Source organism: Hyphomonas sp. J20-32, from assembly GCF_055808555.1.
Genome location: NZ_CM147873.1, coordinates 2333329 through 2353870, shown reverse-complemented (window position 1 = coordinate 2353870; position 20542 = coordinate 2333329). Strand labels below are relative to the sequence as shown.

Annotated in this window: 18 protein-coding genes and 1 tRNA gene; 6 read left to right on the top strand and 13 right to left on the bottom strand. The window is 59.8% G+C overall.

Going from position 1 to position 20542, the window contains the following annotated elements; genetic code table 11:
• Positions 1-21 precede the first annotated feature (21 nt).
• Positions 22-408, top strand: coding sequence for a response regulator transcription factor (locus AC0L7I_RS11450; RefSeq protein ID WP_473396556.1), 387 nt, complete (start codon positions 22-24; stop codon positions 406-408).
• 237 nt (positions 409-645) lie between these two features.
• On the opposite strand, the gene AC0L7I_RS11445 is transcribed toward AC0L7I_RS11450, so the two are convergent.
• From AC0L7I_RS11445 to AC0L7I_RS11420, 6 genes are all read right to left on the bottom strand, one after another.
• Positions 646-1449 carry an MBL fold metallo-hydrolase gene (locus tag AC0L7I_RS11445; protein ID WP_473396555.1) on the bottom strand — a complete coding sequence of 268 codons (804 nt, stop codon included), beginning with the start codon at positions 1447-1449 and terminating at the stop codon, positions 646-648.
• On the bottom strand, positions 1446-2219 hold the full coding sequence (locus tag AC0L7I_RS11440; protein WP_473396554.1) for a TatD family hydrolase: 774 nt from the start codon (positions 2217-2219) through the stop codon (positions 1446-1448). Before AC0L7I_RS11440 ends, AC0L7I_RS11445 begins: the two co-directional genes overlap by 4 nt.
• Before the next feature lie 10 nt (positions 2220-2229).
• On the bottom strand, positions 2230-3165 hold the full coding sequence (locus AC0L7I_RS11435; RefSeq protein ID WP_473396553.1) for a DNA polymerase III subunit delta': 936 nt from the start codon (positions 3163-3165) through the stop codon (positions 2230-2232).
• Positions 3162-3824 carry a dTMP kinase gene (gene tmk / locus AC0L7I_RS11430; RefSeq protein ID WP_473396552.1) on the bottom strand — a complete coding sequence of 221 codons (663 nt, stop codon included), beginning with the start codon at positions 3822-3824 and terminating at the stop codon, positions 3162-3164. Before tmk ends, AC0L7I_RS11435 begins: the two co-directional genes overlap by 4 nt.
• The gene (locus AC0L7I_RS11425; protein WP_473396551.1) at positions 3814-4965 is read right to left on the bottom strand and encodes a D-alanyl-D-alanine carboxypeptidase family protein; all 1152 of its coding nucleotides are present in this window, start codon (positions 4963-4965) and stop codon (positions 3814-3816) included. Before AC0L7I_RS11425 ends, tmk begins: the two co-directional genes overlap by 11 nt.
• Before the next feature lie 120 nt (positions 4966-5085).
• Positions 5086-6273 (bottom strand): septal ring lytic transglycosylase RlpA family protein, encoded by a 1188-nt coding sequence (locus tag AC0L7I_RS11420; RefSeq protein ID WP_473396550.1) that lies wholly within the window; start codon positions 6271-6273, stop codon positions 5086-5088.
• 285 nt (positions 6274-6558) lie between these two features.
• On the opposite strand from AC0L7I_RS11420, the gene AC0L7I_RS11415 reads away from it, so the two are divergent.
• A tRNA-Ser gene (locus tag AC0L7I_RS11415) sits at positions 6559-6648 on the top strand.
• A gap of 58 nt (positions 6649-6706) precedes the next feature.
• Here the strand turns inward: AC0L7I_RS11415 and AC0L7I_RS11410 are convergent.
• The 7 genes from AC0L7I_RS11410 to AC0L7I_RS11380 form a co-directional block, all read right to left on the bottom strand.
• Positions 6707-8062, bottom strand: coding sequence for a GntP family permease (locus AC0L7I_RS11410; RefSeq protein WP_473396549.1), 1356 nt, complete (start codon positions 8060-8062; stop codon positions 6707-6709).
• 5 nt (positions 8063-8067) lie between these two features.
• The gene (locus tag AC0L7I_RS11405; protein WP_473396548.1) at positions 8068-9162 is read right to left on the bottom strand and encodes an SMP-30/gluconolactonase/LRE family protein; all 1095 of its coding nucleotides are present in this window, start codon (positions 9160-9162) and stop codon (positions 8068-8070) included.
• Positions 9163-11361 carry a glycoside hydrolase family 3 N-terminal domain-containing protein gene (locus AC0L7I_RS11400; RefSeq protein ID WP_473396547.1) on the bottom strand — a complete coding sequence of 733 codons (2199 nt, stop codon included), beginning with the start codon at positions 11359-11361 and terminating at the stop codon, positions 9163-9165.
• A 480-nt stretch (positions 11362-11841) separates the two neighbouring features.
• Positions 11842-12159 carry an ArsR/SmtB family transcription factor gene (locus tag AC0L7I_RS11395; RefSeq protein ID WP_473396546.1) on the bottom strand — a complete coding sequence of 106 codons (318 nt, stop codon included), beginning with the start codon at positions 12157-12159 and terminating at the stop codon, positions 11842-11844.
• Complete coding sequence (locus tag AC0L7I_RS11390) at positions 12159-15434, bottom strand: efflux RND transporter permease subunit (RefSeq protein ID WP_473396545.1); 3276 nt, start codon at positions 15432-15434, stop codon at positions 12159-12161. Before AC0L7I_RS11390 ends, AC0L7I_RS11395 begins: the two co-directional genes overlap by 1 nt.
• Positions 15435-15440: 6 nt before the next feature.
• On the bottom strand, positions 15441-16433 hold the full coding sequence (locus tag AC0L7I_RS11385) for an efflux RND transporter periplasmic adaptor subunit (protein WP_473396544.1): 993 nt from the start codon (positions 16431-16433) through the stop codon (positions 15441-15443).
• Positions 16420-16779 (bottom strand): rhodanese-like domain-containing protein, encoded by a 360-nt coding sequence (locus AC0L7I_RS11380; protein ID WP_473396543.1) that lies wholly within the window; start codon positions 16777-16779, stop codon positions 16420-16422. Before AC0L7I_RS11380 ends, AC0L7I_RS11385 begins: the two co-directional genes overlap by 14 nt.
• A gap of 148 nt (positions 16780-16927) precedes the next feature.
• On the opposite strand from AC0L7I_RS11380, the gene AC0L7I_RS11375 reads away from it, so the two are divergent.
• The 4 genes from AC0L7I_RS11375 (at position 16928) to AC0L7I_RS11360 (ending at position 20539) form a co-directional block, all read left to right on the top strand.
• Positions 16928-18202 (top strand): NAD(P)/FAD-dependent oxidoreductase, encoded by a 1275-nt coding sequence (locus AC0L7I_RS11375; RefSeq protein WP_473396542.1) that lies wholly within the window; start codon positions 16928-16930, stop codon positions 18200-18202.
• Between the two features lie 176 nt (positions 18203-18378).
• Positions 18379-18669, top strand: coding sequence for a thioredoxin family protein (locus AC0L7I_RS11370; RefSeq protein ID WP_473396541.1), 291 nt, complete (start codon positions 18379-18381; stop codon positions 18667-18669).
• Positions 18670-18703: 34 nt separating this feature from the next.
• Positions 18704-18907, top strand: a complete 204-nt coding sequence (locus AC0L7I_RS11365; protein ID WP_473396540.1) for a YgaP family membrane protein — start codon at positions 18704-18706, stop codon at positions 18905-18907.
• Positions 18908-19111: 204 nt separating this feature from the next.
• Entirely contained in the window at positions 19112-20539 is a 1428-nt protein-coding gene (locus AC0L7I_RS11360) for a circularly permuted type 2 ATP-grasp protein (protein WP_473396539.1), read from the top strand.
• Positions 20540-20542: the final 3 nt, after the last annotated feature.

The following is a 20542-nucleotide window of genomic DNA, read 5'->3' as shown; positions in this document are numbered from 1 at the left end:
CAATTTTGTCGATGGAACAACATGAAACCAGCACCCCAACCAACAGAACGCGCGCAAATCGGAATTGTCGACGACAATGAGGCTGTTTGCAGGTCATTGTCGCTGCTGTTGCGCTCGAAGGGGTATGGCGTTTCCGTGTTCGATAGTGGATTGGCTTTTCTCGGCAGGGGAGGGTCCAAAGCATTTGACTGCCTCCTGATCGACTTCAAGATGTCTCCTAGTGATGGAATCGATCTCCTGCGCGAACTGAGAGCCCGAGGTGACACCGTGCCTGCGATCATGATCACTGGCTGGCAGTCAAAGGACATTTTTGATCTCGCAAAACAAGAGGGCTTTGAGGATGTCATCTACAAGCCGATGCTTGATGACACACTTGTAGAGGCGCTCGACCTGATCCTGGAACGTTAAAGAAGATACGTTCACGGGAAGGGCGCAATGCGCGGTCCAGATTATTAACAATGTCTTTATAGGCGTGGACGCCACGGTTGCTGAATCTTCCAGCCAGTCGCAGCCAGCTCAGGCAACTGCCGTTTCGGGGCATCGAGAGAAAATGGCAACTTCTTCACATGATAAGCAGCGCCGAAGCTTCTCATCCATGAGTCGCATAATCATCATTATGGGTAATTATTATTCTGGCGGCTCGATTTAAAACGGCAGCCGCATGCCATCAAAACCAGGCTCTACGCCATCAGGCAGTTCCCTTTGCAGCGTCTTGAAGTCCATATCCACGTGCATGTTGGTGAGTACGGCCCGCGCTGGCTGCAGTTCGGAAATCCACTCCAGCGCCTGCTCGAGATTGGCGTGGGTGGGATGCGGCGTGTAGCGCAGGGCGTCAATGATCAGGATGTCCAGCCCTCTAAGCTGCTCGATGCTGTCGTCCGGCAACGCGTTCACATCGTTACAGTAAGCCAGGCCGCCGATCCGGAACCCACAGCATCGGATCCGTCCATGCTCCATGTCGATCGGCAGGAATTCTACCGTGCCGCCAGCCCCATCTATAGTGAAAACCTGCCCGGCCACGATATCCGGCATGGTATTCAGGATGGGCGGATATCCGCCCATGCCCTCAAAGCAATACCTGAAGCGTTGATGCAAGGACATGCGTGTCGCCGCATCCATGTAGGTTGGAATGGGCCTCCGCATCGCGATAACCAGCGGCCTCACATCATCGATGCCATGGGTCTGGTCGGCATGGTCGTGCGTATAAACGATCGCGTCCAGGTGCCGTACCTCCGCAGCCAGCAGCTGTTCGCGCATATCTGGCGAGGTGTCGATCAGGACACGCGTCTTCGCACCACTGTCGCCAATTCGATCAACGAGAACAGAACAACGCGAGCGCCGATTGCGTGGCTCGTTCGGGTCACACACACCCCAGTCGCCGCCCACGCGCGGCACACCGCCCGATGACCCTGTTCCAAGCAGGGTCAGGAAGTGGCCGGATGAGGTCATGTGTCGACCTTGGCGAAAAGTCTTCGCGCATTTGACTCGGTGACCCGTTTCACCTCATCGACATCGAGTCCCTTCAGCGTGGCGAGCGCTTCCGCCACATGCACGAGATACGCGGGTTCATTGCGGCGCCCCCGCATTGGCATCGGCGCCAGGAAAGGACAATCCGTTTCAAGAATGATCCGGTCCATCGGCACATCGGCGATCACATCGCGCACTGCGCTCGCGCTTTTAAACGACAGGATGCCGGATACAGAAACATAGGCGCCCAAAGCCAGTCCGCGCTGCGCCAGACGCGCGCCGCCAGTATAGCAATGCAGCAGCGGCTGAAAGGCCCCCTTGCTGAATTCGTCCTCCAGCACATCGCCCATCATGTCATCGGCCTCGCGTGTGTGCAGTATCAGGGGCAAGCCGGTTCGCCGGGCCGCTTCGATATGTTTCCGGAGACTCTCGACTTGAGCGCCCTCGGGGCTGTAGCCATAGTGAAAGTCCAGCCCCGTCTCACCGATTGCCACCACCTGTGGTCGCTCAGCGGCGACCGTAAGGTCCTCGACCGCCAAGTCGGGAAAGTCCTTGGTGTGATGCGGGTGAACGCCAACGGAGCACCAGATGTCGTCATGGGCGGCCGCAATCGCGCAAACAGATTCGAAATTGTCGAACCGGTCGCAAATAGCCAGGAACCGGCTCACGCCAGCGTCGCGGGCACGGTCCAGGACATCTTCCAGGTCATCGGCGAATACCTCGCCGTGCAGGTTTACGTGCGTATCGAACATGGTCGACGCCTTAGCTCCGACTGACCGAGGAATAAAGCCCGGCGATCAGCTTGGCCGTAGTCTGTGATGCTTCCATGTTCAGTGCACTGGCTTCACCCAGCAGGCGCGACGTCTTCAGCCACGCATCAGCTGCAGCGGGATTTCCTTCAGCCTTGTCTGCCAGCCAGCCGAGCACTTCCTCGCTGAATGCCTCCAGCGCGATGGCATCGGTGTTCGCGGACTGGACGGCGGCTGTCAGCAACGCGTCATTCGGTTTGGGCATGGACCTGAGCAAGGCCCGCGCAGTATTGGCAGCCTGCAGACCGTTTGCGCTCGAAAGCCGCATGCCCAATCCGGGGCGTCCGCGAGACAGTCCGGCAGCCTCTTTGGGCGCACCGACCAGTTTCAGGACACGCAACGTTTCATCATCCGATAAGGCCTTGAGACGCAGCGTTCGGCAGCGCGACCGAATAGTAGGCAATATGGGCCGGGAGCCATGATTGATCAGGAACAGAATGCTTGAGCCCGGTGGCTCCTCCAGCGTCTTTAGCAACGCGTTGGATGCGTTCCGGTTCAGTTCATCTAACGCATCGATAATCCCCACCCGCCAGCCGCCCATAGCTGGCCGCAGGGTAAAAAAGTGATTCAGCTCTCGAACCTGGTCAACGGTAATATCTTGCCTTGGCTTGCCCTTGTCGTTCAATTCAATTTGCACAGTGCGCCGATCAGGATGCGCGGCGGCAAGGAATGTCTGCATGACCGGATCATCGTTCGTCGCATCAAGCGGCGCGTCAGCCGGTCCGCGTGCGCCAAGCATGAATGCCGCCAGTCGCTGGACCAGACGAGACTTGCCGATACCTGCAGGGCCTTCGATCAGCCAGGCATGATGGAGCTTGCCGCTCGCGTTTGCAGAAAGAAAGGCGGTTTCAGCATCTGAATGTCCAACAAGGGGCAGTGCGCTTGTCATCCGGCCTCTCCCCCTTCAGCGGCGAACAACGCCTGCACATCTTGCCACGCGGCCTCAGCCACACTGTTTGCATCCTGCGATGCATCAATTAGTTTCACACGGTCTGGTTCGGATTTGACGAGGTTCAGAAACGCCTGGCGCACCGCAGAATGGAAAGTATCAGGCCGCATTTCGAACACGTCCTTGCGTTCATCGCGTAACTTGCGTCTGGCCTCTGTCGCCGACGGTGGAGCGTCCAGCACCAATGTCAGATCAGGTCGCGTATCGCCCAGAACAGGTGCTTCAATAGCGATGAGCACCTCTTCCGGCACGCCGTCTCCCACGCTCTGGTAGACCCGGGTCGAGTCCGAGAAACGATCACATATCACCCACAGGCCTTTTGTTAGAGCAGGTCTGATCAGCTTGTCGAGATGGTCGACGCGGGCCGCATTCATGAGCAGCGCTTCAGCCATTGGAGACCACGTCTCGCCATTCAATGGATGAAGCGCCAGTTCTCGAAGGCGTTCAGCCAGCGGTGTGCCACCTGGTTCCCGGGTCATCACAACCCCGAAGCCGGCCTCCTCCAGCCGTTCTGCGAGTGCTCGCTGCAACGTCGATTTACCGACGCCTTCTCCGCCCTCAAGCGTAATGAACCGTCCGCGCGCCGTATCAGCCATCATTGCCCGAAATCAGCGCGCTCAATCCCTCCACGGCCCGGCCGAAAAACCCGAGCCGTTCGACGTTCGCCTCGGCGATGATCGGTGCCTCGACTGGTGGTCGGCCATCCAATGTCACGACCAGGCGTCCAACGCGGTCGCCTTTCTTGACCGGTGCTTGCAGCGCTTTGTCGAGCACAATTTCAGTCTTGGCTTTGTCGAACGCCGCCTTGTGGCCTGCGATCAGCATCGGCTCGGCAAGGGATACCGGAACGGTGCGCTCCTGGCCCAACCAGACTTTTTGTTCTGGAAGCAAAACGCTCTCGGGCGCGACAGTCTTCAGTTCAAAGCTCTGGAACGCCAGTCGCAGCATCCGTTCGCCCTCTGCAGCACGCGCCGCCATAGACTCCATGCCGTTGATGACAATCGTACGGCGTACGCCGTCCCGGACCGCCGATCCGGTCAGGCCGTAACCAGATGCTTCCAAATGCCCGGTCTTCAGTCCGTCCGCGCCCTCAATACCCAGCAAGGGATTGCGGTTTGGTTGCGTATATTCGCGCCATGAATATGAGGGGAGATCGTACCAGTCATAGTATTCCGGAAAATCGTCGATCGTAAGCTTTGCAAGCCGCGCCAGGTCCTCGGCCGATATGACATGCCCGACAGCTTCCAGCCCGGTTGAGTTGAGGAAATGCGCGGATTTCAATCCCTTCTCATGCGCCAGCTGGGTCATGCGTTTGGCGAACGCGTCCTCAGATCCCGAAATGCCTTCCGCAAGAACGATGCAAGCATCATTTCCCGACATGATGATCACGCCGTGGAGCAGTTCCTCAATTGTCGGAGTGTCCTTCGGGACGAGGCCCATCGTCGATGTACCGGAGGGGAACCCACCGCGCCGCCACGCATCAGCGCTAACTGTCAGGCGATCCGTCATTTTCAACTCACCACGCTTGACCATGTCGAAGACCAGATATGCGGTCATCATCTTGGTCATGGAAGCGGGAATCATCGGTTCCGCGCCATCCTTGGAGTACAGGATTTCACCCGTCGTATTGTCCATGATGACAGCATGCTGCGCTGGTGTGTCGATAATCTGGGCGCTTGCCGGAGCGACCAGCAGGGTCAGGAGCGCGATCGTGGCGAGAATAGGTGTTCGGCACTTCATGTGGCCAGGGCCTCCGTTGCAATTAGGCGCGGGCCAGAACGACTGCGGCCCTCATTCCCGTGTAGTCGGGAAAAAGGGCCGGTTTGTGGTCAGCGTCAATGGGGCGTTGTGCCGTACCGGCTAGTCCGCCGAGACGATCCGGCCATTTGCTACCCCCCGATTGGCAAGATCGTCGCGCATGTCGGCCGCATATGACCGGCTGTCGAGCGGACCGACCCTGACACGGAAATAGTCGGCGCCATTCACGCGTGCCGGCACGATCAGCACCGGAAGGTCAGATCCCAGGGATTGCCGAAAGGACTGTGCGTTCCCAATATCGGCAAAGGAGCCAACCTGGACAAAATAAGCACCTTGCCCCGATTGGGCGGGTGCCGTGAAGACGGGCGCAGCCGACTGATTGGCCGACGCATAAATTACCGGCATTTGCTCCAACGACTGGTCCCCGCCAGAATAACTTGCCGGAATCACGCGCTCGCTTGCCATGGACGGGTTATAGACCACGGCTTGGTGCTTCACAGGGGCCGGACCAAGATAGCGGACGCGGACATTCGCACGGCCATCTGCACCGGATTCCAGTTCATTCGACGCGCGCTTTGAAAGCTGCAACGATGCGCCATCCTCGAAGGGCCCACGATCATTCACCCGTACGACAACCTGTTTTTGGGTATCGAGATTGATCACCTGCACAAGGCTCGGCAGCGGCAATGTCGGATGTGCGGCCGTCATGCCGTTCTGTTCGAAGACTTCTCCATTGGCCGTTGGAAGACCCGCAAATTCATCGCCATAGGTCACGCTGATGCCGGTTTCGTCGAATACAGGCGCGGCCTCTGGCGACACGACGAAAGTTGGCGCAGGCAAGACGGCCATCGCCATCTGGGCAGGCGCCGCGCTCCCCTGCCCTTCGGCTTGCGCCATCGGCTCGAGCGCAACCAACGGTTCCGACTCAACGACCTGAGTCTCACGCGTGGCAGCGATCTGCGCCGCCGCAGCGCGCGCGTCAAAGCTGTCGGGTGTCATCACCTGGTTTGTCACCTGCTGCGGCGCGGACATTTGAGGCGCATTCGCGCTGGCATATTCGCGAGCCACAGGCTCGGGCTGGCGGATGGCAGATGTCCCCGGGTAGCGGAATGCAATACGCTTACCCTCGTCGCCCGGCGCGGGCGCAGAGGACTGGCTCGGAGGCGCGACCGGGAAACTACGGACAGGTTCAACCGTTCCGCCCTGCCCGGCATAGATGATCGGCGCGGGGTTTCGCTTGCTGGCATCTGCGGGGCCCGTCGCGACGAGAACGAAAGCGCTCGCGGCCACAAAGGCTCGAATTTTGATGGAACGGCACTGTGTCGGAAAACGCATAGCGTAAAGTAGACCTCATTCTGCGGCTTCGGAATTGACCTTTTGTCATTCCTGAACGGCTGTTCTGCCGCTCTCAGTTCGTATGGTTACCACAGCAAAATGCACAGGCGATGAACCGGGAAATCCGTATTGGCCGAACGCGGCAAGGACGCGTTAACACTTTCCCGGTCGGGCGAACCTGACGCGGGCCGCACATCGGCACTTGCAAACAGCCGGTCATTATTCCAAACACGGCCCGCCGGAGGAGTGGCAGAGTGGTTGAATGCGGCGGTCTTGAAAACCGTTGAGCCTTCGCGGGCTCCGGGGGTTCGAATCCCTCCTCCTCCGCCATCGTTTTCGATAGTGACTTGAATTGATTAGTATTCGTATTCGATCTTAGCCGCGTGCCCTAAACGAATAGCGACAATGCCAGAGTTGCCGCGAGCCCGACGATACCCACCAATGTTGCTGTCACTGTCCAGCTGCGCAGCGTCTGCGCTTCAGATAATCCAAGATACCGGCTGACCAGCCAGAACCCGCTGTCATTGACGTGGCTGAGCACAGTAGCCCCCGAAGCAATCGCCAGTACCATCAGCGCCGTCTCAACCGGGTTGAGCCCGGCAAGCTCTGCGACCGGCGCCGCAATCCCTGCAGCCGTCAGCATTGCGACTGTCGCCGAGCCCTGCGCCACCCGGATGATCGCCGCGACGGCAAAGCCGAATAGCAAGGGCGACATACCCGTTGCCGTCAGCGTCTGCGCCAGCGCCGCACCTGCTTCAGAATCGACGAGGATTTGTTTGAATGCCCCACCGGCCCCGGTGATCAGTACGACGACGCCAGCAGGTTCCAGGGCCTTCACCATTGCTCCTGCCAACGCTTTAGAAGGCATTCCGTGCAGCCGTCCGAATGTGCCCCATGCCAGTCCGCACGCGATCATGAGCGCAATGAACGGATGCCCGGCAAACACGACGAAGCGCGTAACGCCCTCCGGCAGGTCAAGCAAGCCAGTCTTGCCCAACGCGTCCACAATCGTCCCCGCAACGATCAGCACAAGCGGCACCAGCACGATGCCCAGCGCGGTCAGGAATCCTACTCCCTCGCCGCCCGCCTCAACACCCTGCTCGTCCGGAACGCCACCCTGAAAGGCAGGTTGCCGCTCCAGCCATCGCGCGAAAAGCGGCCCGGCCACGAGCATCGCCGGCAGGCCCGTGATCGCCCCGAATACTATTACGAGTCCAAGGTCTGCGCCGAGAATGTCCGCCACTGCTATCGGACCCGGCGTGGGCGGGATGAAAGCATGCGAGACCGCAAGGCCCGCGAGCAGGGGGATCGCAAATGCCACGATCGGACGACCGGTCCGGCGCGTCAGGCCATAGATTACCGGCGCCAGGATGATCAGCGCGACGTCCAGGAATACCGGTATAGCGACAACCAGCCCGACGAGGCCCAGCGCCAGCGGCGCCCGCTTTTCGCCGAAAGCGTTCAGCATGCCCGAGGACAGCGCGCGCACGCCGCCCGAAACTTCCAGCAGCGCGCCGAGCATTGCGCCAAGCCCCACTACGACCGCGACGAATCCCAGCGTGCCGCCCATGCCGGATTGTATCGAGTGGATGATCGCCGCCGGCTCCATGCCATAGACGATTCCGAATCCGGTGCTCACGACAAGCAATGCAAGGAAGGCCGGAATTTTCGCCCGAAGGATCAGCCCCAGCAGCGCTGCAATGCTCGCAGCGACGACGACCAGTGCGCTAGCCGACTCCCCCACCGCCGTCAGTCCCGGAAGCCAAGGCCAGTTGCCTTCAGCCGAACGCGCGCGAGAAATGACGCCGATGTGAGGTAAAGCGTGTGACCGTCATCACCGAATGCGCAGTTCGCCACCGGCGTTCCCGTCGCGATCCGAGCCACCGGCGTGCCATCAGGCAGGAACACATGCACGCCGCCCGGACCGGCGACATAGAGACGTCCATCCGTGTCGACGGCCATACCGTCCGGAAGACCCTGGTAGCCCTCTCCCACCATTGCCGTCAGATCAGCAAACAGGCGCCGCTCGGCCGCCAATCCGTCCGTTCCCAAAGCATAGGCATAAACCTGCGCAGCCTCCGGATCAGACACTGACACATAAAGCGTTTCGCCATCCGGCGACTGCACGACGCCGTTCGGCCGCGTCAGGCTGTCATCGACCACGCGGACCGATCCGCCGCCCTCGTCCGGTCGCCAGAGGTAAACGCCATTGAAAGCCAGTTCCTTGAAGGGCGAGGCGTCAAGGTCCCGGAGACCGTAAGGCGGATCGGTGAAATAGATGGCGCCATCTTCTGAAAGCACCAGGTCGTTGGGACTCGAAAACCGCTTGCCGTCAAAATGCGTTGCAAGGAAAGTCTTTTCCTTTGTCTCAAGGTCGAGCCGCGCAATCGCCCGATTGCCATGGTCTGCCAACAGAATGGTGCCCGGCCTGTCGCCGGGGATCAGACCGTTGGCGCCGGGCTCCCTGAACACGTTCTCTGTGTCCTTACCCGTAAAACCGGAAGGCTTGAGGAAGGTTTCCAGCCCAGCCGCGTCACTCCATTTGTAAATTGCGTTTCCAGGCACATCCGTGAACAGGAGGTATCCGCCATCCCGGATCCAAACCGGCCCCTCGGACCAACCGAACTGGTCCTCCGTCAACTTCTCGATTTGCACGCCCGCGGCGAACATGTCAGCCGCATGCGCTGTGTCGAGCAGCACAATCGCTGCGCCTTCCGGCGGCGCAAATGCGAGGCTCGCCTCCGCCGATGGCGGTGCTGAAGCGCCTTCCTCGGACTCACAGCCCGTAGCAGCCAACAGTCCGGCAAGAAAAATTACCCCGCACATGTGCCGAAAATGCCCCATTCATTCCTCCAAAATCGAAACCTGTGTCGCAATCGCCGCCGCCGGCCCGTCGGCAATCACTGGCTCTGTCATTTGGAAACTCCCGGTCAGGCGAATGTCGGCCGCCCCCGCTCCGAGACCAAAATCGATCCGCCCCGCATCCGCTTCGAACTGGCCGGACGGCGCAAAATAGGCAAACTGCTCAGGCTGCAGTGTAAACGACACGCGTTTCGTTTTCCCCGCTGCAATCGGCACGCGGGCAAAGCCGCGCAATTCCTGTTGCGGCCTTGCGACCTGGGCTACCGGATCGCGCACATAAAGTTGCACCACCTCATCAGAATCTGTACGCGACGTGTTCGTGATGTCTGCGCTGATCGTCAGGGAGGTGCCGGGGGACAGTGTCTCGTCCGACAGATGAAGATTGTCATACTCGAATGCCGCATAGCTGAGCCCGTGGCCGAAGGCATAGGCGGGCGTTGTCGGTATATCGATGTAGCGCGAGCTATCTTTTGACAGGTCCTCATTAGCAGGCCGGCCGGTCGGATAATGCCCGATGAAATAAGGCGACTGCCCGGTCCGGCGCGGGAAGGATGCAGGCAGGCGTCCCGCGGGCGACACATCGCCGAACAGCACGTCGGCAATGGCGGGGCCTGCTTCGACACCGGGGAACCAGGCCACAAGGATCGCTGCGCCTTCCCGGTCAATCGGACCAAGGTTCAGCGGGCGCCCGGTCATGACGACTGTGACGACCAGCTTGCCTGTCGCCAGAATGGCTTCGGCAAGAACCTGCTGCGGCGCTGGCAGGCCGATATCGGAGCGCGAACGCGCCTCGCCGGAATAATTGTAATCCTCACCCGTCACAAGGATGACAACATCTGCCGCTTCGGCCGCAGCGACCGCATGTGCGATCGCCGTCGGATCGGTTGAAGCGCGCGTGTCGGCGCCGGGCTCAAAGACGACTCGCTCCTCGCCCAGCCGCTGGCGCAGGGAGTCCACCAGCGTGATCACATCTTCTTCACGCCCCTGCGCTTTCCAGGAGCCAATCATGGAGCGCGCATCGTCGGCAAGCGAGCCAATGACTGCCACCTTGCCCGGTGCCGGTTTGAGCGGCAGCAGACCGCCATCATTGCGAAGCAGCACCATCGAACGTTCCGCCACACGGCGCGCCGCCGCCCGGTGGTCCGGCGTGAGCATCACAGCCATCTCTCGGGCCGGGTCGCTATAGGCATACGGATTATCGAACAGACCTAGGCGCTCCTTGGCCATTAGCACCCGCCGGACCGACGCATCGAGCGCCGCCAGAAGCGCTGGCGAGGCCTCCACGGCGGCAAGCATGTTTCCGGCATAGATGCCGCTGGTCATCTCCATGTCGACACTCGCCGAAAGCGCCAGTGCCCCCGCCTCAGCGGGGGTTTCCGTAACGCCATGATTGATCAGCTCGAACACGGAATTCCAGTCGCTGACCACCAGTCCCTTGTAGCCCCACGTATCCCTGAGCAAGTCGTTTAAAAGCGCCTTGTTCGCGGTCGTAGGTACCCCGCCTATGTCGTTGAAGGCCACCATGAAACTCCCCGCACCTTCCTCTGCGGCGGCTTTGAAGGGCGGCAGGTAGACATCCATCAGCGTCCGTTCGGAAATGTCGGCGCTGTCATAGTCGCGCCCACCCGCACCTGCGCCATACGCGCCGAAATGCTTGGCGGTGGCGATGATCGTGTCAGCCCGCGTCAGATCCCTGCCCTGGTATCCACGCACCTGCGCCCGGGCCATCGCCGATCCGAAGAAGGGTTCTTCTCCTGCTCCTTCAACGATCCGCCCCCAGCGCGCATCGCGTGCAATGTCCAGCATCGGCGCAAAGGTCCAGTGCAATCCCGCGCCAGACGCCTCAACTGCCGCCACTCGTGCTGCGCGTTCCGCATCCCCTGTATCGAATGTCGCCGCGATACCGAGCGGCACAGGAAAGATCGTTCGGTAGCCGTGCACTACATCCATTGCGAACAGAAGCGGTATGCCATGCTGGCTCTCGTCGACTGCAATACGTTGAAGCCTGCCCAGGAACTCCGCCCCTGCCACATGCAGGTAGGAGCCAACCCCTCCCGCTCGCACCCGGTCATACTCTGCATCCGTAATCCGGGAGTTGAGCGCTATTTGCCGGCCGCCCGCCATCTGGTTCAACTGCCCGAGCTTCTGCTCGGTCGTCATCCGCGCAAGGATGTAATCCACACGCTCCGCCCCGCGAAGGCCATTAGCCGTCGCCTGACCGGCCGTGGTTTTTTCATTAGCCGGCACCACCTCCGCCTGGGCGACTGAACTCCCCCCAAGGGCGCACGCCGAAGTAGCTACCAGAAAAATCGCGATAGCCGCTTTTGTAAAAAAGGACCTCGAAAGCCATTTGCCGAGTGATGCTCTTCGGGCAACTCGCATTCCGTCCTCCGCAGTTTTGTAATTATTGTTAGCGCTAGCAAAACTGGCACCAGAAACACCGCGTGTCAAACTGTCGGTAGCGTCCGTCTAATGCGATCCCCTCAAAATCATTCGCGGTCCAGAAGGCGTCTTGTTACCAGATGGGCCAAAGGACCGCGGGGCTTCTCTTCATGGCCGAGAGCGCGAAGAAAGTGCTTTTCGCCTCGCATGTTGGCCACCGCCTGCCTAGGGCTGGCGATTGCCTCCTCGGCAATGACGATGCCGCTAGATATGCGGAAACTACCTGTAGAAATCGCAAAGTGTGTTGACCACAGCACTGCCGATGCCTCCGCTGCACCGATAGTAGATCGTCTGGGCATCACGCCGGGACGCGACCAGTCCGACCGCACGCAATCTGGAGAGGTGCTGGGAAACTGCAGATGAAGACTGGTCCGTCAACTCCGCCAATTGGGTGACGGACATTTCATTTTCGCTCAGTGCACACAGAATTTTTAGACGCGTATTGCTTGCCATCGCCTTCAGGACGTCAGCGGCTTCAGCGACCCTTTCCGACATTTGCAGGAATGCCTCAGGAGTAGTTGGTTTCGACTTCGGCATCAGGTCGGCGTGTCCTTCAAGGCGGTCATGTCCATTTGGGCGGCTGGGGCTTTCCTGGTCGGCGTCCAGTCTGGCCCCCGCAACGCGATATAGATCGCGGGAATGACCAATACGGTAAGCGCCGTTGATGATGCGAGGCCAAACAACAGAGAAATCGCAAGACCCTGGAATATCGGATCCGTCAGGATGACCGACGCGCCAATCATTGCTGCGAGTGCCGTCAACAGGATCGGCTTGAACCGGATCGCGCCTGCATCCAGCAAAACCTCCTTCAGCGGCGTGTCGGCATCCGTCCTGTGCCTCACAAAATCCACCAGCAGGATCGAATTGCGGACAATGATACCCGCCAGCGCGATGAATCCGATCATCGACGTCGCCGTAAAGGCAGCACCGAACATCCAGTGGCCGATCATGATGCCGATCAAGGTGAGTGGAACCGGCGTCAGGATGATGAGCGGCACACGGAAGGTGCCGAATTGCGCGACCACCAGGATGTAGATGCCGACCAGGGCCACGCCAAAGGCCAGCCCCATGTCGCGGAACGTGACATAGGTGATTTCCCACTCGCCGTCCCATAGCAGAGTTGGACGCGTTTCATCCTCGGGCTGGCCGTACATGCGAATGGCAGGCTTGACGAGACCGGCACCTGCCCAGTCAAAGGCTTCGACACGGTCCTGAATCTCGAACATGCCATAAATCGGCGCTTCGTACCGCCCGGCCAACTCGCCCATCACCATGTCCGTGAAATGGCCGTCCCGCCGGAACACAACAGGCGAGCCTTCCTCTTCCGACACATTGACGAGTGCGCCAAGTTCCACAGGCAACACCCCGGCGCCAGCCAAGCGGCGCGGAACGGGTATGGACGCGGTATCCTGCGACCAGATGCGTTCGGATTTCGGAAGGCGGATCCGGATATCGAGCGGATTGCGACCTTCTCCGCGCGGACTGACGCCAACAGTCTGGCCCGCAAAGGCCAGCGCTATCGTATCAAGAATATCCTGCTGCATCACGCCATAGTCGGACGCCTGGGGTTCGTTGATCGCAATTGTCAGGCGAGGTTGCGGGTCACCGATGGAATCATCGACATCGACGATGAAGTCAGTCTCTTCGAACAGCGTCCGGACCACGCCCGCTGTCTGCCGGCGAGCCTCCGGAGTTGGGCCATAGATTTCCGCCATCAAGGTTGCAATCACTGGCGGCCCGGGCGGCACTTCAACGACCTTGGCGCTTCCGCCAGGCGGCAACGCCAGGGAACTCAGCCGTTCGCGCATGTCGAGCGCGATCTCATGGCTGGCGCGCTTGCGTTCGGACTTTTCTGACAGGTTCACCTGAAGGTCACCGAGTTCTGGCGCATTTCGCAGGAAGTAGTGTCGCACAAGCCCGTTGAAATTGAACGGCGCGGCAGTGCCGGCATAGGCCTGCAGAGTCTCAACCTCGGGAACATCGCGGATCAGGTCCGCCATCGCGAACAGCGCCCGCTCGGTGTCTTCGACCGATGCACCTTCCGGCAAGTCCAGGACGACCTGGATCTCCGATTTGTTGTCGAATGGCAGCAGCTTCACGGAAACCGCCTTGGTCGCGAACAGGCTGACGGACAAGAGAGTCGCCACTCCCACGGCTATGAGGAAAATCCAGGAATTGCGCCGGGACGCAACAATCGGCCCGGCGACGCGGCGGTAAAACCGACCGAGCCGTGTGTCTGCGCCACCATGCCCGCCGGCATGTGCCGCAACCTTCACGCCACCTGCAATGCGCATCAGCAACCAGGGCGCAATGCCAACGGCGACAAAGAACGAGAACAGCATCGCCGCGGACGCATTTGCCGGGATCGGTGCCATATATGGCCCCATCAGGCCCGACACGAACATCATCGGCAGCAGCGCGGCGATCACCGTCAATGTGGCAATCACGGTCGGGTTGCCCACTTCCGACACGGCGTTGATCGCGGCCTCGACCTTTGTGCGCCCGTCATTCATCGCCCAGTGACGCGCTATGTTCTCGATCATGACGATGGCATCATCGACCAGGATGCCAATCGAGAAGATCAAGGCAAACAGGCTGACCCGGTTGATGGTATAGCCCATCATCAGCGACGCAAAGAGAGTCAGCAATATCGTCGTCGGAATGACAATCAGGGTCACGAGCGCCTCGCGCCAGCCAATTGCGAATGCGATCAGAATCACGATCGACACGGTCGCGAGGCCGAGGTGGTAGAGTAGTTCATTGGCTTTGTGATTGGCCGTCTCGCCATAATTGCGCGTGACTTCCAGGCGTACACCCTCCGGGACGAGATCGCCCTCGAGATGTTCCGCCCGCGCAAGGATAGCTTCGGCCACCTGCACCGCATTCGCACCAGGCCGTTTCGCCAGCGCCACGGTCACCGCAGGCGCCGCGCGGAAGCCGTCTGCCTCTTCGTTGCGGTCAAGCGTCCAGACACGCGATTCCGTTTCGGCGCCCGTCACGCGGATGGTCGCGACATCCGACAGGTAGACTGTCCGCCCATCGGAGCCGCGCAGTTCCAGTCGCTCCAGCTCACTCAAGGCATTGACCCGGTCCCCGGCCTGCACGAGCAGCGACTCCCCGTCCCGACGCGCTATCCCGACGGGATTGACATTGGCTGCCTGGCTGACGATCTCGACCAAAGTTTGCAGGGGAACACCATAGGCCGCCAGTGCGTGGATATCCGGTTCGACCCGCATTTCCAGCGCCCGTCCGCCAACAACGGTCGTCAGTCCGACATCGTCGACCTTGATCAATTCCTTCTGCAGCTCTTCCGCCAGCATCCGCAGGGACGTGTCGTTCCACACATCTCCGGTCCACGGCTCAGGCGACAGCGTGAGCGTGACGATCGGCACATCATTAATTCCGCGTCCGACGACGAGCGGCATCGGCACACCGGTGGGAATCCGGTCAAGATTTGCCCTTATCTTCTCATGTACACGCAGGATGGCATCATCGGCATCGGTGCCGACATCAAACCGTGCCGTCACAAGCGCCCCATCGTCCCGGCTTTGCGAATAGACATGTTCGACGTCCGGAATCGCCTTGATGATTTCCTCAAGCGGCTCGGTCACCTGTTCGACCACATCGGCGGCGCGCAAGCCCGGCGCCGCAATGATCATGTCGACCATCGGCACTGAAATCTGGGGTTCCTCTTCGCGCGGAATGGTCATCAGCGCGATCAGGCCGACAGCGAGCGCTGTCAGCAGGAAAAGCGGCGTTAACGGCGAGCGGATCGTTGCCCGTGTAATCGAGCCGGACAGGTCGGGTTTCATGGGCGCCTACTCCGGTTTTTCTATCTGGTCGCCGCTTTTCAATCCGGAAAGGACTTCAAGTTGGCCAGCATCATTCGGCAACGGCGCCGACAGGGCCACAGGCGCATCGACAAAGCGTTCGCCGACTTTGACGCGGACGAAATCCACGCCGTATCGCGTTGACACAAAGTCAGCTGGCACCAGCATGGCGCGTCGTTCACCCACGGGGGCTAGCACGTCCACGCGCTCACCGACCAGGGCCTCCAGGCCACCCTGAACCGTTGCATCGGCGACAACCGCACCGTCTCGCAATTCCGGGTACACTTTCACGATTGTCGCGGTACGCACTTCTCCACCACGCGTCGGCAGGCGAAGCGAGACCGTCTCCCCTTCCGCCATTTCGGCAGCATGGCGCTCTGGCAGAGAGAGGCGCACGATGCCTTCGAGTGTTGCGAAACTGGCAATCACCTCGCCCGGCGACACAACGGATCCGGCCACCACATTGACAGCCGTCACTTTCGCGTTGGCGGGCGCAAGAATCCGACCTTCAGCCTTCCGCGCCGCGAGCGCCCGGCGCTCGGCTTCAGCCGACGCAAGGCTGCGCCGCAAAACATCCAGCGCCGTACGTTCGCCTTCAAGGCGCGCCTTCGGATAAAAACCTTGCTTTGCCAAGGCTTCCGCCCGGGCGAGGTCGTCCTCATTCTGTTTGACTTGTGATTTCATGCCGGCGGTGCGCGAATCCAGCGCAGCCAATTGAGGGTCAAGCGTGGCATCCGTGACAAGCGCCACCAGGTCGCCAGTCTTCACAACGCTGCCTTCGTCAACCAGCAGTCTGCTGACAACGCCCTGCAGTCGAGAACGGGCGGTTGCCGTGTCTCCGGCTTCCACGCGCGCGACAACAGGCCGGTAGTCCACGATTACGGACTCTTCCACTGTCATCACCTGGGCTGACGCCTGAACAGAGAATGCGACGGACGCCGCCGTCACTCGCAAGAGGGAAAACACGCTAGTAATGTCCATGATCGACCACCCGCCCTGTTGCTGGATCAATATGGGCACATGGAAGGCCTTGTTGCCTCCAAGCGGCGATACCGCCTGCCATGTGGGCCGCGTCCACGCCTGTTTCGGCGACGAATGAATCGAGTGCTTTGCGCGAGCGTTTGCCCGATCCGCACTGGAATACGACCCGGCGCGAGCCGTCGGTCGGCAGCGCCTTGGGTTCGAAAGTGGACAGCGGCATCAGCACGGCGCCATGGATACGCTGGTTCGCAAATTCGGCCGGCTCGCGCACATCTACCAGCAAGACACGTCCTGCCTTCAGATCGTCGAATATGGCGTTTGGTGCAAGGTCTCGTGCGTCACTCATGTTTGCCCCTTTTCCTGAAATGATTTCGCGCCAGCTGCGCAACAGTGGAAAGGATAGTGTCATCCCTATTTGGCCCCTATCCGTATAATTGCGTATTTTATGATCTACTAAATTAAGAGACCTTTGCGACAAGATAAAGGAGAGGTCAATGGCAAGAGTGGTTGTACTCGGAGCGGGTCTGGGTGGCGTGATCGCCGCTTACAATATCCGCAAGGAAGTCCCCCGGCAGGACGAAGTCATCGTTATCAACGAGAACAGCTTCTATCAGTTTGTTCCCTCCAATCCCTGGGTCCTCGTCGGCTGGCGAGAACGCGAAGACATTCTGGTCGATCTGGCAAAGCCGATGAAGAAGCGCCGCGTGCAACTTATTGTCGGCGCGGCAAAAAAGGTCGATCCGGAAGCCAAGGCTGTGCTGATGTCGGATGGAACGAACGTGCCTTATGACTATCTTGTCATCGCCACCGGCCCCGAACTCGCCTTCGACGATATTGAAGGCCTTGGCCCCCAATCCGGCTTTACCCAGTCGGTTTGCCATATCGACCACGCACAATCGGGTCACGCTGCATTCGAGGCTCTCTGCGAAGATCCCGGTCCCGTGATTGTAGGCGCGGTCCAGGGCGCCTCGTGTTTCGGACCCGCTTATGAAACGGCCATGATCATCGAAACCGAACTGCGCAAGCGCAAGATTCGCGACCGGGTGCCGATGACGTTCGTGACGTCTGAACCCTATATCGGCCACCTCGGCCTCGACGGTGTCGGCGACACGAAGGGCTTGCTCGAAAGCGAAATGCGCGAGCGCCACATCAAGTGGATTACCAATGCACGGGTCAAGAAAGTTGAGGCAACCCGCATGCTGGTTGAAGAACTCAATGAAGACGGCACAGTGAAGACCGAGCACGACTTGCCGATGAAATTCTCGATGATGCTCCCGGCCTTCCGCGGCGTTCCTGCCGTGCGTGACATTGAAGGCCTCGTGAATCCCAAAGGCTTCGTCTTCACCGACAAGCACCAGCGTAATCCAAAATACCCGGACATCTTCGGGATAGGCGTCTGCATCGCCATTCCGCCCGTTGGAAAGACGCCCGTCCCGGTCGGCGTTCCAAAGACGGGCTTCATGATCGAGTCCATGGTCAATGCCGTCGCAGAAAATATTGGCGCCCTGCGCAAGGGAAAGGAACCTACCCATGAAGCAACATGGAACGCCATCTGCATCGCGGATTTCGGAGATGGCGGCGTCGCCTTCATAGCCCAGCCGCAGATCCCGCCGCGCAACGTAAACTGGTCGGTATCAGGCGGCTGGGTACATACAGCCAAGATTGCCTTCGAGAAGTATTTCCTGCGCAAGGTCCGCACTGGCCACGCTGAAACATTCTATGAAAACGCAGCGCTGGGTTTGCTGAAAACCCATAAGATCAAGCACTGAAAGCCTATGACATGACGACATCTATTGATCCGTCTACCACCATTGTGTGTCACCAATGCGGTACCCTGAACCGGACGCCGCGCGGACGGCCATTGTCAGCCGGGAAGTGCGGAAGATGTGCAGCCTCGCTCTCAACGCCCCACCCGGTGGAGATAGACGGCGCCAGACTCGCCCGGATGCAGGCGCGCGACACAGGGGCTTTCATTGTCGATGTCTGGGCGCCCTGGTGCGGCCCCTGCCGGATGATGGCGCCGTCCTATGATGAGGCTGCAGGTGCCTTCGCCGATCGTGTGCGCCTGTTCAAACTCAACTCCGATGAAAACCAGCCTGCTGCCGCGAGTCTCGGCATCCGCGGCGTACCGACGCTGATCGCCTATCACGACGGTCGTCAGGTGGCTCATCAATCCGGCGCCCAAACCGGTCCAGGTCTAAGCCGGTGGATAGAAGCCGCATTGGCGTCCGGCTAAATACAGTTTCATTCCAACAAGAAGGATAGTTCTCATGAATATCGACCGCGCTGTTTTCGCCTTCGCAGGCATTGTCGTCCTTGCCGGGCTCGGGCTTGGTTATTGGGTCTCACCATGGTGGTTTCTTTTGGTCGCTTTCGCGGGGCTCAACATGCTGCAAGCATCCTTCACGGGATTTTGCCCGGCGGCTCTCGTCTTCAAAGTCGCTGGCCTGAAGTCTGGTTGCGCCTTCAAATAGTCCCGCCGGAGCCCGCTTGATCAATGCGGGCTCCGCCACGCTTGGCCGGAAACCCAAAACATAAACCGGCCCGAATAAGCTCAATTGGTTGTTTTTAAAGCGCGCTTTCAAGTAGTTGCTGCAAACTCGCCCATGGTTTGCCAGCCTTTCAGCAACCGCAAATCATCCCTTGCAAGTGTTCGGAAAGTAGAGCGTTCTGTAATCATGGGAGACAAACCGGTATTCTTTGACGAAATGCGACGCGCGGACGGTTCTCCGCGCCAACCTTATGCGAATTATGGCGAATGGTTGGAGTCGGTCCAAATCAGCGACCTGCACAAGAAGTCCCGGGAAGCGGAGAAATTTTTCCGGCGAACCGGCATCACGTTCAATGTCTATGGCGAAAAGGAAGCCGACGAACGCCTCATCCCTTTTGATCTCGTGCCGCGCATTATCGACGGAAGGGAGTGGCGCCTTCTGGCGCGTGGAATCGAACAGCGCGTAAAGGCAATCAACGCCTTTCTGCACGACATCTATCACCGTCAGGAGATACTCAAGGCTGGGCGCATACCCGAACACCTGGTCTCGCAAAACGCCGCCTTCTTGCCGCAGATGATCGGCGTAACACCTCCCGGAGGCGTCTACACCCACATCGTCGGAACCGATCTTGTGCGCACCGGGGCTGACGAATTTTTCGTACTCGAAGACAATGCCCGTACACCGTCCGGCGTTTCATACATGCTCGAAAACCGGGAAACCATGCTGAAGATGTTCCCGGAACTCTTTTCGCGCATCAAGGTGCAACCCGTCGGCAACTATCCGACGCTGCTCCGCCGATCGCTGGGCAAGTGTGCTCCAGCACAATGTGCCGGCCAGCCCACGGTGGCGGTGCTCACACCCGGATTGCACAATTCTGCCTATTTTGAACACGCCTTCCTGGCTGACCAGATGGGCGCCGAACTGGTCGAGGGGCACGATCTACGTGTTGTCGATGGCCGCGTTGCCATGCGCACGACACAGGGGTTTCAGCCCGTCGACGTCCTATACCGACGCATCGATGACGACTATATCGATCCGCTGAATTTCAATCGCGACTCTCTGCTCGGTGTCCCGGGCATTATGGACGTCTACCGCGCCGGTGGCATCACACTCGCTAACGCGCCGGGCACAGGAATCGCCGACGACAAGGCGATCTACTCCTACATGCCTGAAATCGTAGAATTTTACACGGGCCAAACCGCTATATTGAAGAACGTGCCGACGCATCGCTGCTCCGAGCCGGATACGCTTAAATACGTACTCGAACATCTCGCTGAGCTCGTCGTCAAGGAAGTGCATGGATCCGGCGGTTATGGGATGTTGGTCGGTCCTGCGGCGAGCAAGCGCGAGCTAGCCGCCTTCCGCGCTAAGCTGGAAGCGAACCCATCCAACTATATCGCCCAGCCGACGCTCGCCCTCTCGACCGTGGCTGTACTCACTCGCACCGGGCTCGCGCCGCGCCATGTAGACCTCCGACCTTATGTGCTCGTCTCGCCCGACAGTATCGACATCACGCCGGGTGGCTTGACCCGCGTCGCCATGAAAGCAGGTTCGCTTGTAGTCAATTCCAGTCAGGGCGGCGGGACCAAGGACACTTGGGTGCTGGAGGAATGACCC